The sequence below is a fragment of the Streptomyces sp. NPDC006384 genome (genome assembly GCF_042870695.1).
In the GTDB taxonomy this organism is placed as follows: Bacteria; Actinomycetota; Actinomycetes; order Streptomycetales; family Streptomycetaceae; genus Streptomyces.
This window is the reverse complement of sequence record NZ_JBIAHR010000029.1, coordinates 56878-68994: the sequence shown is the minus strand read 5'-3', so window position 1 is coordinate 68994 and position 12117 is coordinate 56878. Positions and strand designations below refer to the sequence as shown.

Below are 12117 nucleotides of genomic sequence, written 5' to 3'. Positions count from 1 at the left end.
CGGTCCATCACGGCAAGGGAGAGAGTACGCGCCACACGGCGCGCTCTGCAGTGGCGCCGGGCAAATGGGATCAAACGATCTACCACCATACGCACCCACCACCCCTGATGGCAAACCGACTAGCACATGCCCAGGTCAGCCGGTCCCCCGCCCCGCTCGGGCCGGCGCTACACCGGCACCCCGGCCTCCGGCGCCGGCTCCCGCTGCACCAGCTGCGGCTGCGGGGGCTCATGCGCGGACGAGGACGGTTCCGGCGTGGGCTCCGGGGTCGGGGAAGCGGGCGGCTCCGGGGTGGGCGTCGGCTCCGGGTCCACCGTCCGCGGCGGCTCCGGGTCCGCCGTGCGCGGCGGCTCCGGCGGGTCGGGGTCCCCCTTCGCCGGGGCGGAACGGGACGCGTGCGCGGAAGGCGTCCCCGAAGGGTCCGTGTCCTCGTCCTCGCCGCCCCTGCCGCGGCCCTCGTGCCCGCGGTCCGCGTCCTTCCCCTTCTCGCCGTGCCGGCGTTTCTCGCCCGCGGCCGACGGTCCGTACCCGGCCACGCCGCCCGACACCGTCTCTCCCCCGCCGGGCGCCTCGTCGCCCCGCTCACCGGCCGACCAGGAGGGCCTGGCGTCGCCGCCGGACTCGTCACCGACGCTCATGCAGCCGGTCGCGGCGGCGACGGCCACGACCGCGGCGGCCAGACGGGCGGGTACGTACAAGGGGCGCACGGGCGGCCACCTCCGGGGGTCAGGGAGTCGATGTGCCCAACTCCCTTCACCCGCAAGAGGACACGCGCCCCGCCCCGAAGACCGTCACCCGTACCCGAGGGCGTGCAGCCGCGCGTCGTCGATCCCGAAGTGGTGCGCGATCTCGTGCACCACCGTCACCTCGGTCTCCGCGACGACGTCCTCGCGGGTGTCGCAGAACCTCAGCGTCGGCCCCCGGTAGATGGTGATCCGGTCCGGCAGCACACCGGCGTACCACTCCCCGCGCTCGGTCAGCGGCGTCCCCTCGTACAGCCCGAGCAGCTCCGGGTCGTCCGCCGGCGGCTCGTCCTCGACGAACACCGCGACGTTGTCCATCAGCCGCGTCAGCTCCGGCGGAATCCGGTCCAGCGCCTCGGCGACCAGTTCCTCGAACTCCTCGCGCGTCATCTCCAGCACACGCCCATTGTCGGGTACGACACATCGGGTACGACACCACCGCCCACCGGCCGCCGCCCCGCATACCCGCCCCGCGGCTTGGGCATACGGGACCAATGGCCCGCGTCCCCGCCGCAGTCCTGCACACCCCGACCGAGGCGATGAACCGCATCCGCAGCGCCGCACGTGCCCTCCCCCGCCGCCACCGCTCCCGTACGGCGGCCACGACACCGGAGCTCGCCCTCCGGCCCCGTCCCTGGACCCGCGCCCTCGGCCTCGTCGCCGTCGTACTGCTCGGCGCCTGGCTGGGCCTGCTGGTCGTCGGCGACGTGCGCGTCCCGGTCGGCCCCATGAACACGACGATGACCCTGCGCCCCTCCCTGACCGGCGGCACGAAGATCAACGTCTCGCCGCTGGGCGCCCTGCAGCTCGACAGCCACGTCGCCCCCGTCCGCCTCGACGTCAATGTCGACCAGCTCGACCCGGACCGCGCCCAGGCGCTCGTCGACCGCCCCGAACGCCTCTCGGGCCTCCAGGACGAGGTCGCCCAGGACGTCGGACACGGCACCCTCGACCTGGCCGTCCGCTCCTGCGTCGCCGTCGTCACCGGCGCCACCGCCCTCGGCCTCGTCGTCTACCGCCGCCCCCGCCGCGCCCTGACCGCGGGCGGACTCGCCCTCACCCTCCTGGTCGCCTCCGGCGGCACCGCGTACGCGACCTGGAACCCCGACTCGGTCCTGGAGCCGCGCTTCTCCGGCCTGCTCTCCTCCGCGCCCTCCCTGGTCGGCAACGCGCGCAGCATCGTCACCGAGTTCGACGTCTACCAGAAGGAGCTGGCCCGCCTGGTGACGAACGTGACCAAGCTCTACGACGTCACGTCCACGCTCCCCGCCTACCAGCCCGACCCCACCACGATCCGCGTCCTGCACGTGTCGGACATCCACCTCAACCCGGCGAGCTGGAAGATCATCGCCTCGCTGGTGAAGCAGTACGAGGTCAACGTGATCGTCGACTCCGGCGACACCATGGACCACGGCTCGGCCGCGGAGAACGGCTTCCTCGACCCCGTCGAGGACCTCGGCGCCCCCTATGTGTGGGTCCGCGGCAACCACGACTCCCGCACCACCCAGAAGTACCTGGAGGGCCTGAAGAACGTGCACGTCCTGGACGACGGCCGGGCCCGCACGGTCGCCGGACTGCGCTTCGCCGGCATCGGCGACCCGCAGTTCACCCCGGACCGCACCACGAAACCCGGCGCGGAGGCCTCCCAGGAACTGGCCGGCGCCCGCCTCGCCTCCGCCCTGCGCGACCAGACCAGGGCCGGCAGCCCCGTCGACGTCGCCGTCGTCCACGAACCGTCGGCCGCCCGCGAGGTCGACGGCACCGTGCCGCTGGTGCTGGCCGGCCACGTCCACCACGAGGACATGAAGGTCATGAAGTACGGCACCCGGCTGCGCATCGAGGGCTCCACCGGAGGCAGCGGCCTGCGCGCGGTCGAGGGAAAGCATCCCGACCCGATCCAGGCCTCGATCCTCTACTTCGACCGGGACAGCCGGCGCCTCCAGGCCTGGGACGAGATCAAGCTCGGCGGCCTCGGCCTGACCACGGCGGAGGTCAGCCGCCACCTGCCGAAGGAGAACCAGCCGGGCGCGACCCCGTCCCCCTCCGGCGGCACCCCCTCCCCCACCGGGACCGCCCCGTCCCCCTCCGGCGGCACCCCGTCTCCCTCCGGTCCGGCACCCTCCCCGTCGGGCGCGACTCCCGGCCCTCCGTAAAGCGTTTTGGCGATACCTCTCGCCATCGCCTATGCTTCTCACGTCCCCGACGCGCTGAGAAGCGCCCAGGCGGGCCGATAGCCCTCATCGTCTAGCGGCCTAGGACGCCGCCCTTTCAAGGCGGTAGCACGGGTTCGAATCCCGTTGGGGGCACGCAGTACGGTGTGCGACACTTGCTTCGTTGGTTCGCACACACCCACTTGGTCCTGTGGAGCAGTTTGGAGTGCTCGCCACCCTGTCAAGGTGGAGGCCGCGGGTTCAAATCCCGTCAGGACCGCTGAGGTTTCACGTGAAACCTCGCGGCTGGGTAGCTCAGTTGGTACGAGCGATCGCCTGAAAAGCGATAGGTCGCCGGTTCGACCCCGGCCCCAGCCACAGCAAAGGCCCCGATCTCCGGATCGGGGCCTTGTTGTTTCTCTTCCCTCAGGCTCCCTTCCGGACCGGCCCCGCCAAAAGCGTTCGCCAGGTTTTTCCGGATGATGAGATCCTGGAACCCGTATGTCTACGCACCCTGCCCCCGCCCTCGGCACCCTCGCCTCCCGGCTGACCGAGCTGTCCCTGCGTGACGCGCACCGGCTCGGCCGAAGGCTCGAGGGTGCGCGGAAGATCCGTAAGCCGGAGGCCCGCGCCGCCGTCCTCGCCGAGATCGAGGCGGAGGCGGACAAGGCCGAGCAGCGCATCGCCGAACGCCGGGCCCGTGTGCCCGCCGTCAGCTACCCCGAGCAGCTCCCGGTCAGCCAGAAGAAGGACGAGATCGCGGCGGCCATCCGCGATCACCAGGTCGTCATCGTCGCCGGTGAGACCGGTTCCGGGAAGACCACGCAGATCCCGAAGATCTGTGTGGAGCTCGGCCGTGGCGTGCGCGGCATGATCGGGCACACCCAGCCCCGCCGGATCGCCGCCCGTACCGTCGCCGAACGGGTCGCGGACGAGCTGGACACGCCGCTCGGCGAGGCCGTCGGCTGGAAGGTGCGGTTCACCGACCAGGTGAACCCGGACGCCACCTTCATCAAGCTGATGACGGACGGCATCCTGCTCGCCGAGATCCAGACCGACCGCGACCTGCGCGCCTACGACACGATCATCATCGACGAGGCCCACGAGCGGTCCCTCAACATCGACTTCCTGCTCGGCTACCTCGCCCAGCTGCTGCCCAGGCGGCCGGACCTGAAGGTCGTCATCACCTCGGCGACCATCGACCCCGAGCGCTTCTCCCGGCACTTCGGCGACGCCCCGATCATCGAGGTCAGCGGACGGACGTACCCGGTGGAGGTGCGGTACCGGCCGCTGCTGGAGGAGGACGGCGACGACGCCGACCGGGACCAGATCACCGCGATCACGGACGCCGTCGAGGAGCTGATGGGGGAGGGCAAGGGCGACATCCTCGTCTTCCTCTCCGGCGAGCGCGAGATCCGGGACACGGCCGACGCGCTGGAGAAGAAGAACTACCGGTTCACCGAGGTCCTGCCGCTGTACGCGCGGCTCTCCCACGCCGAACAGCACCGGGTCTTCCAGCCGCACACCGGGCGCAGGATCGTCCTGGCGACCAACGTCGCCGAGACCTCCCTCACCGTCCCCGGCATCAAGTACGTCATCGACCCCGGCTTCGCCCGCATCTCGCGCTACAGCCACCGCACCAAGGTCCAGCGGCTGCCGATCGAGCCGATCTCGCAGGCCAGCGCCAACCAGCGCAAGGGCCGCTGCGGCCGCACCAGCGACGGCATCTGCATCCGCCTGTACTCCGAGGACGACTTCAACGCCCGCCCGGAGTTCACGGACGCGGAGATCCTCCGTACCAACCTCGCCTCCGTCATCCTCCAGATGACCGCGGCCGGCCTCGGCGACATCGAGAAGTTCCCGTTCATCGACCCGCCGGACCACCGCAACGTCCGCGACGGCGTGCAGCTCCTCCAGGAACTCGGCGCGCTCGACCCGGCGCAGAAGGACGTGCGCAAGCGGCTGACCGACACCGGCCGCAAGCTGGCCCAGCTGCCCGTCGACCCGCGACTGGCCCGGATGGTGCTGGAGGCCGACAAGAACGGCTGCGTACGCGAGGTCATGGTCATAGCCGCGGCCCTGTCCATCCAGGACCCGCGGGAGCGCCCCGCGGACAAGCAGGCGCAGGCGGACCAGCTGCACGCCCGCTTCAAGGACGAGACCAGCGACTTCCTGGCCTTCCTCAACCTGTGGCGGTACGTCCGCGAGCAGCAGAAGGAGCGCGGCTCGTCGTCCTTCCGCCGGATGTGCAAGCAGGAGTACCTCAACTTCCTGCGCATCCGCGAGTGGCAGGACATCTACACGCAGCTGCGCACGGTCGCCAAACAGATGGGCATCCACCTCAACGACGAGGACGCGCCCGAGGACCGCGTCCACGTGTCGCTGCTCGCCGGACTGCTCTCCCACGTCGGCATGAAGGACGTGAAGGACGGCGCGAAGAACGAGTACCTGGGCGCCCGCAACGCCAAGTTCGCCATCTTCCCCGGTTCGGCGCTCTTCAAGAAGCCGCCGCGTTTCGTGATGTCGGCGGAGCTGGTGGAGACCTCCCGGCTCTGGGCCCGCGTCAACGCGAAGATCGAGCCGGAGTGGGTGGAGCCGCTCGCCGGACACCTCCTCAAACGCACCTACAGCGAGCCGCACTGGGAGAAGGACCAGGCGGCGGTGATGGCGTACGAGAAGGTCACGCTGTACGGCGTGCCGATCGTGGCGCAGCGCAAGGTGAACTACGGGCGGATCGACCCGGAGGTCAGCCGCGAACTGTTCATCCGCCACGCCCTGGTGGAGGGCGACTGGCGCACCCACCACAAGTTCTTCGCGGACAACCGCAAGCTGCTGACCGAGGTCGAGGAGCTCGAACACCGCGCGCGGCGCCGCGACATCCTCGTCGACGACGAGACGCTGTTCGACTTCTACGACCAGCGGGTGCCCGAACACGTCGTCTCCGGCGCGCACTTCGACTCGTGGTGGAAGCGCAAGCGGCACGAGCAGCCCGACTTCCTCGACTTCGAGCGCGAGATGCTCATCAACGAGAAGGCGGGCGCGGTCACCAAGGACGACTACCCGGACTCCTGGCGCCAGGGACCGCTGAAGTTCCGGGTGACGTACCAGTTCGAGCCGGGCGCGGACGCGGACGGCGTGACCGTCCACATCCCGCTCCAGGTGCTCAACCAGGTCACCGACGAGGGCTTCGACTGGCAGATCCCGGGCCTGCGGGAACAGGTCGTCACCGAGCTGATCCGGTCCCTGCCCAAGCCGGTCCGGCGCCACTACGTGCCGGCGCCGAACTACGCCCAGGCGTTCCTCGAACGGGCCGTACCGCTGCAGGAACCGCTGACGGTGACCATGGCGCGGGAGCTCAAGCGCATGGTGGGCGTGCCGTTCGACGCGGAGGACTTCGACTGGGCCAAGGTCCCCGACCACCTGAAGATCACGTTCCGGATCGTCGACGAGCGGCGCCGCAAGCTGGCCGAGGACAAGGACCTGGAGGCGCTGAAGCTCCGGCTGAAGCCGAAGGCGCGCAAGGCCCTGTCGCAGGCCGCGGCGGCCACCGCGGAGCGCAGCGGCGGCGAGTCCCTGGAGCGCTCCGGACTGACGGACTGGACGATCGGCACCCTGACCCGGGTCTTCGAGACGCGCCGCGCCGGCCAGCCGGTGAAGGCGTACCCGGCGCTGGTCGACGACGGGGACACGGTCTCCGTACGCCTCTTCGACACCGAGGCCGAACAGGCGCAGGCGATGTGGAAGGGCACGCGCCGGCTGATCCTGCGCAACATCCCGGTCAATCCCGCCAAGTTCGCGAGCGACCACCTCACCAACCAGCAGAAGCTGGGCCTGTCGGCGAATCCGCACGGGTCGGTCCAGGCGCTCTTCGACGACTGCGCGACGGCGGCGGCGGACAGGCTCATCGCGGACTTCGGCGGACCGGCCTGGGACGAGGCCTCGTACCGCAGGCTCTACGACAAGGTCCGCGCGGAGATCGTCGACATGACCGTCCGCACGGTGGGCCAGGTGCAGCAGGTGCTGGCCGCCTGGCAGGCCTGCGAACGCCGCCTGAAGGCCGTACGCAGCCCCGCGCTGCTGCCGAACCTCCAGGACGTGCGGACGCAGCTGGACGGCCTGGTGAAGCCCGGCTTCGTGACGGAGGCGGGCATCGGACGGATGCCGGACCTGATGCGCTATCTGGTCGCCGTCGACCGGCGCCTGCAGCAGATGCCGACCGCCGTCCAGCGGGACACCTCCCGGATGGAGAAGGTCCACGAGATGCAGGACGAGTACGCGTGGCTGCTGGAGCAGATGCCGCAGGGCCGGCCGGTCCCGCAGCAGGTCCTGGACGTGCGCTGGATGATCGAGGAGTTGCGGGTCAGCTACTTCGCGCACGCCCTGGGAACGGCGTACCCGATCTCCGACAAGCGGATCGTGAAGGCGATCGACGCGCTGGCACCGTAGCGGCGCCGACGTGACGAGGCACGCACGGAGGGTGAGTTCGACCCCGGGCCCACCCTCCTGTAGAGTCTCTTCTCGCAGCGCAACGCAAGAAAAAGCGCAGCAAAACCTGGTCCTGTGGAGCAGTTTGGAGTGCTCGCCACCCTGTCAAGGTGGAGGCCGCGGGTTCAAATCCCGTCAGGACCGCAGTAAGGAAGAGCCCGCACCTGATCGGTGCGGGCTCTTCTCGTTCGCTCTCGCGCTTGCTCGTCCCGCACGCACTCGCTCCCCGCGGCCGGGAGGCCCGTACCGGCCGGTGCGCGAGTCCCTCCGTTCACGCCGGGGACCGCAGGCGGGCGCTCAGCGCCTCTCTCGCGGCCTTGACGGCATCACGCCCTCTCGGTACTCCAGTGGCAGCGCACGTTCTCCGTGCGGCCCCCGGAGGTGGCGTATGGCGGCATCGGTCAGGCACGAGACGCGGGCCCTGCTCCGCGCGCATCTGTCCGCCGCGGCGTCGTACCGTCACCTGACGCGCCATTGCCCGATCTGCCACCGGCTGCTGCGACTCGCGCTGGACTCCGCCGCTCCGCCCTCCGAGCCTCCGGCCTCCCCGTCCCCGCCCTCGTCCCCGACGGAGCGTCAGGAGGCCGCCGACGAGGGGGGTGCCCCCACCGCGTGACCCCGGCCGGCCCCAACAGCCGTGCCATGAGCGGCAACTGGAGCGCTCCGCTCCCTTTAACGCACCCGGGCCGAAGCCGACAAGCGGCAAGCTGTGTGACGGGTGTCACCGCACGAGTTTCCGCAGGGGCGGCGCTTACAGGTCCCCTACACCCGCTCGATTTAATATGTGCAATTGCACTCAGGGGACCGCCCCCTCACCGCACGCCCACACCCCGCGCACAACGGAACCGACAACCCTCCCCGGTCGGGAACAGCCCTGTTCACAGGGCGGCCCAGAAAGCCACCCGCCACCTCTCCGGCGCCCCCTCGACACCCACCGGGCACAAAAAAATCGCGCTGGACCCGGCGGAGTCCAGCGCGATCCACGACGCACCCGGTCGGTTGCCCGACGGTTCGAACGGCTTGGGCGTGGGGCCTGTTGGGGCAGGTCCCGCGTCGGTTGGAGCTGCGGTTCCAGGCGTCCGGCAGGTTGGGGGACCCGCCGTTCTGCCCGGTTATGCGGTTGTTCAGGCCTCGCTGCGCTGCTGCGGGATGCCCGCGAGCAGAGCGCGGACCTCGGCCTCGCGGTAGCGGCGATGCCCGCCGAGCGTGCGGATCGACGTGAGCTTGCCGGCCTTCGCCCAGCGCGTGACCGTCTTCGGGTCGACGCGGAACATGGTGGCGACCTCAGCCGGGGTCAGCAGCGGCTCGGCATCAGGGGTGCGAGCGGTCATGAGCGGCCTCCTCGGGAGAACCGAACCTTCTCGGTTCTTTCCTCTAAATTCTGCACCTTGACCCGCGTTGCCCGAAATGGCGGACGCGAGTCGAGTCGGTTATAGGACGAACGGCTTGTCCTCGGCACTACAACTACACCATCCGTCCAGCCGCGTCGGCCAAACCGATGGAATTGCCCTCCCAGGTGTTCATCAGCGACGGATGCCGATGGACCATGTCATAGCGGACAGTCACGTCACTGTGACGATCAGTCACAGGATGACCAGACACCACCAGACCCCCCAAAGCGTGCAATGCTGAGATTCCACCCACAGTGCACCACAGCAGGACGGATGGAGGCCTCCCCGGACTCCTTGTCCTATTTTGGCATGAGGAGAGGGAAGCGGCGCAAGAGTGATGTACGTGCGGTCCGTCACGCTTGACGCATACGCCCGGATCGGGACCTACGTCCCCCGGTGACGAAGCAACAGGCCACACCGGACAGGTGACGAGGCGAGAGACGAAACCCCAAAACGGGCGGTACGTCAAACGTCAGTTCGCCGACCGCCGGTCACGCACCGACCGCCACCGCTCCACCAGCCTGCCGTACGCCGCCCCCGCCGCCGCCTCGTCCCCGTGGCGCAGCGCCTCGATGCCCTCCGCCACGTCCGCCGCGGAGTGGTCCTCCTCCAACTCCCCGGCCGGCAGGGCGTGCACGAGCCCGCCGTAGTCCAGCTCCACGAGCGAGCGCGGGTGGAACTCCTCGAGCCAGCGCCCCACGTCCACCAGGCCGTCGATGAGCGGTCCCTCGTCCACGGCCTCCTTCAGGGCCCGCAGCCCCCGGGCCACCCGCCGCCGGGCCTGCGCCATGGGCGTCCGGTAACGCAGCACCGGCGGCGGCGCCCCGGCACCGGTGCCGCCCCGGTCGTACTCCCGCTCCTCGTCGGAGACGAGCACGAACCAGTTGATCGGCACCTGCCAGGTGGCCGTGCGGATCCACGGGCGGGCGTCCGGGTTGCGCTCCAGCCAGCGGGCGTAGTCCTGCTCGGTCTGGCGTCGGACGACCGGTGGCAGCAGGGCGTCCAGGACCGGCTCCGGGAAGTCCTCGGCCAGCTCCCCCAGGGCCTGCCAGCCGCGCAGCCGGGTGCGCCAGGGACACACGCGGACCACCCCGTCGGTCTCCGTCACGAAGGCGTCGTCGCTCTCGTGCACCGGGACCGGCACCGGCGGGACGGGCAGCAGGTCGGTCAGCGAGCGGCGCAGCTCGTCCTGGTAGGAGGGCAGGTCGGTGCGGCGGGCGTAGCGCGTCCAGTGGCCGCGCTCCGGTTCGGGGAAGGCGGCCAGCGGCTCGTACACACGCAGGTACGCCGCATAGGGGACGATCACCGAGGACACCTTGGGCACGCCTGCTCCCTCCCCCGCGCACCGCCGCGAAAACCTGCGGCAACCGATCACAAACGCGCGGGAATCTCAGCAAATCGTCGCACGGCCGTACTCCTTGCGGAGGTGATGCCCCGCACTGTGCGGCGGACCGGTGCCGGCAGGCTCTAATCTCGTGCCACAGCCCCGCCGCCCTCCCCACTGCCACAAGCGCGGGGACCCGACGGGGCAGCCACCACCCGCCGTACCCACACAGGAGTCACCACCGTGACCGACGTAACCGGCGCACCTGCTGATGTACTGCACACCCTGTTCCACTCGGACCAGGGCGGTCATGAGCAGGTCGTGCTCTGCCAGGACCGGGCCAGCGGCCTGAAGGCCGTCATCGCCATCCACTCCACCGCCCTGGGTCCCGCCCTCGGCGGTACGCGCTTCTACCCGTACGCGAGCGAGGCGGAGGCCGTCGCCGACGCGCTGAACCTCGCGCGCGGGATGTCGTACAAGAACGCCATGGCCGGTCTCGACCACGGCGGCGGCAAGGCCGTGATCATCGGCGACCCGGAGCAGATCAAGACCGAGGAGCTGCTGCTCGCCTACGGCCGGTGCGTCGCCTCGCTCGGCGGCCGCTACGTCACCGCCTGCGACGTCGGCACCTATGTCGCCGACATGGACGTCGTGGCACGCGAGTGCCGGTGGACGACCGGGCGCTCCCCCGAGAACGGCGGCGCGGGCGACTCCTCCGTCCTCACCTCCTTCGGCGTCTACCAGGGCATGCGGGCCGCCGCCCAGCACCTGTGGGGCGACCCGACGCTGCGCGACCGCACCGTCGGCGTCGCCGGCGTCGGCAAGGTCGGCCACCACCTGGTCGAGCACCTGCTCGCCGAGGGCGCGCACGTGGTCGTCACCGACGTGCGCAAGGACGTCGTGCGGGCCCTGACCGAGCGGCACCCGTCGGTGATCGCCGTCGCCGACACGGACGCGCTGATCCGGGTGGAGAATCTGGACATCTACGCCCCCTGCGCGCTCGGCGGCGCGCTGAACGACGACACCGTGCCGGCGCTGACCGCGAAGGTGGTGTGCGGCGCGGCCAACAACCAGCTCGCCCACCCGGGCGTCGAGAAGGACCTCGCCGACCGCGGGATCCTCTACGCGCCCGACTACGTGGTGAACGCCGGCGGTGTCATCCAGGTCGCCGACGAGCTGCACGGCTTCGACTTCGAGCGGTGCAAGGCCAAGGCGGCGAAGATCTACGACACGACGCTGGCCATATTCGCACGTGCGAAGTCGGACGGTATCCCGCCGGCCGCGGCGGCCGACCGGATCGCCGAGCAGCGCATGGCGGAAGCGCGCGCGGGAAGCTGACCGGAGACGGCCCTGTCGGGTGTCCCGCCGGAGTGGTTTGCGGCGGGACACTCGACAGGTCTTCCCGATCTTCCGGGGGCCGCACGGGGTCGCCCGGGGGCCTTCCGAGGCCGTATTCGAAAGCATGACCGGTACCCGTCGGCGGGCAGTTGGAGAGAACTCTCACTTTGTCCGGCGGGTCGACCGCCGAAACGTGGTTAAAATCGCCTTTGACCAGCGAGGACGGGGCGCCTCGTCGGTCCTGGGCGCAGGCGCGTCCTACGGGCGACGTACCGTAGGGGCGTGGGCTCAGGTACCGTGGAAGCCCTACGGACCGGTCTCTTCACGGAGAGCCCGTTCCGGACCATGAACGCGTGTCAAGACTCTGGGGCCGTCGAGCCCCGTCGTTGAGGGGGTCGAGCCATGGGGCGCGGCCGGGCCAAGGCCAAGCAGACGAAGGTCGCCCGCCAGCTGAAGTACAACAGCGGTGGGACTGATCTCTCCCGCCTGGCCGAGGAGCTGGGCGCATCGCCGTCGAATGCACAACCGCCTAACGGCGGGAAATTCGAGGACGATGAGCAGGACGACGACGTGTACGCACGGTACGCGGACCTCTATGCGGACGACGACGAGGACGAGGACGGCCAGTCCCCGCAGCATCGTCGCGGCGCTTGACCCTGCACGGAACATCACCCGGTCGGTGACTC

Annotated in this window: 9 protein-coding genes and 4 tRNA genes; 9 read left to right on the top strand and 4 right to left on the bottom strand. The window is 70.3% G+C overall.

The window, feature by feature from the left end; genetic code table 11:
* Nucleotides 1–167: 167 nt before the first annotated feature.
* On the bottom strand, nt 168–707 hold the full coding sequence (locus ACFYOJ_RS30975; RefSeq protein WP_356557232.1) for a hypothetical protein: 540 nt from the start codon (nt 705–707) through the stop codon (nt 168–170).
* Nucleotides 708–791: 84 nt separating this feature from the next.
* Nucleotides 792–1142, bottom strand: coding sequence for a metallopeptidase family protein (locus ACFYOJ_RS30970; protein ID WP_161165491.1), 351 nt, complete (start codon nt 1140–1142; stop codon nt 792–794).
* A 95-nt stretch (nt 1143–1237) separates the two neighbouring features.
* Between ACFYOJ_RS30970 and ACFYOJ_RS30965 the strand changes: the two genes are divergently transcribed.
* The 7 genes from ACFYOJ_RS30965 (at nt 1238) to ACFYOJ_RS30935 (ending at nt 7994) form a co-directional block, all read left to right on the top strand.
* Nucleotides 1238–2896 (top strand): metallophosphoesterase, encoded by a 1659-nt coding sequence (locus tag ACFYOJ_RS30965; RefSeq protein ID WP_356557233.1) that lies wholly within the window; start codon nt 1238–1240, stop codon nt 2894–2896.
* Nucleotides 2897–2976: 80 nt separating this feature from the next.
* A tRNA-Glu gene (locus ACFYOJ_RS30960) sits at nt 2977–3049 on the top strand.
* A gap of 49 nt (nt 3050–3098) precedes the next feature.
* Nucleotides 3099–3173: transfer RNA gene (locus tag ACFYOJ_RS30955), tRNA-Asp, on the top strand.
* A gap of 24 nt (nt 3174–3197) precedes the next feature.
* A tRNA-Phe gene (locus ACFYOJ_RS30950) sits at nt 3198–3271 on the top strand.
* A 123-nt stretch (nt 3272–3394) separates the two neighbouring features.
* Nucleotides 3395–7339 (top strand): ATP-dependent RNA helicase HrpA, encoded by a 3945-nt coding sequence (gene hrpA / locus ACFYOJ_RS30945; protein ID WP_356557234.1) that lies wholly within the window; start codon nt 3395–3397, stop codon nt 7337–7339.
* 108 nt (nt 7340–7447) lie between these two features.
* A tRNA-Asp gene (locus ACFYOJ_RS30940) sits at nt 7448–7522 on the top strand.
* A 244-nt stretch (nt 7523–7766) separates the two neighbouring features.
* Nucleotides 7767–7994: a DUF6274 family protein gene (locus ACFYOJ_RS30935; protein WP_356557235.1), complete on the top strand. Its 228-nt coding sequence runs from the start codon at nt 7767–7769 to the stop codon at nt 7992–7994.
* Nucleotides 7995–8502: 508 nt separating this feature from the next.
* On the opposite strand, the gene bldC is transcribed toward ACFYOJ_RS30935, so the two are convergent.
* Nucleotides 8503–8709 carry a developmental transcriptional regulator BldC gene (gene bldC, locus ACFYOJ_RS30930; protein WP_003949541.1) on the bottom strand — a complete coding sequence of 69 codons (207 nt, stop codon included), beginning with the start codon at nt 8707–8709 and terminating at the stop codon, nt 8503–8505.
* 532 nt (nt 8710–9241) lie between these two features.
* Nucleotides 9242–10093 (bottom strand): hypothetical protein, encoded by an 852-nt coding sequence (locus tag ACFYOJ_RS30925; RefSeq protein WP_356557236.1) that lies wholly within the window; start codon nt 10091–10093, stop codon nt 9242–9244.
* 243 nt (nt 10094–10336) lie between these two features.
* Here ACFYOJ_RS30925 and ACFYOJ_RS30920 point away from each other — a divergent pair, with 243 nt between their 5' ends.
* The gene (locus ACFYOJ_RS30920; protein ID WP_356557237.1) at nt 10337–11431 is read left to right on the top strand and encodes a Glu/Leu/Phe/Val dehydrogenase dimerization domain-containing protein; all 1095 of its coding nucleotides are present in this window, start codon (nt 10337–10339) and stop codon (nt 11429–11431) included.
* A gap of 402 nt (nt 11432–11833) precedes the next feature.
* Nucleotides 11834–12085 carry a DUF3073 domain-containing protein gene (locus ACFYOJ_RS30915; RefSeq protein WP_356557238.1) on the top strand — a complete coding sequence of 84 codons (252 nt, stop codon included), beginning with the start codon at nt 11834–11836 and terminating at the stop codon, nt 12083–12085.
* The last annotated feature ends 32 nt before the right edge of the window (nt 12086–12117 follow it).

Bases quoted from the DNA above. Each gene is read 5' to 3' on its own strand.
- ACFYOJ_RS30965 (WP_356557233.1), top strand. From the start codon at position 1,238: ATGGCCCGCGTCCCCGCCGCAGTCCTGCACACCCCGACCGAGGCGATG.
- ACFYOJ_RS30935 (WP_356557235.1), top strand. From the start codon at position 7,767: ATGGCGGCATCGGTCAGGCACGAGACGCGGGCCCTGCTCCGCGCGCAT.
- hrpA (WP_356557234.1), top strand. From the start codon at position 3,395: ATGTCTACGCACCCTGCCCCCGCCCTCGGCACCCTCGCCTCCCGGCTG.
- ACFYOJ_RS30915 (WP_356557238.1), top strand. From the start codon at position 11,834: ATGGGGCGCGGCCGGGCCAAGGCCAAGCAGACGAAGGTCGCCCGCCAG.
- bldC (WP_003949541.1), bottom strand. From the start codon at position 8,709: ATGACCGCTCGCACCCCTGATGCCGAGCCGCTGCTGACCCCGGCTGAG.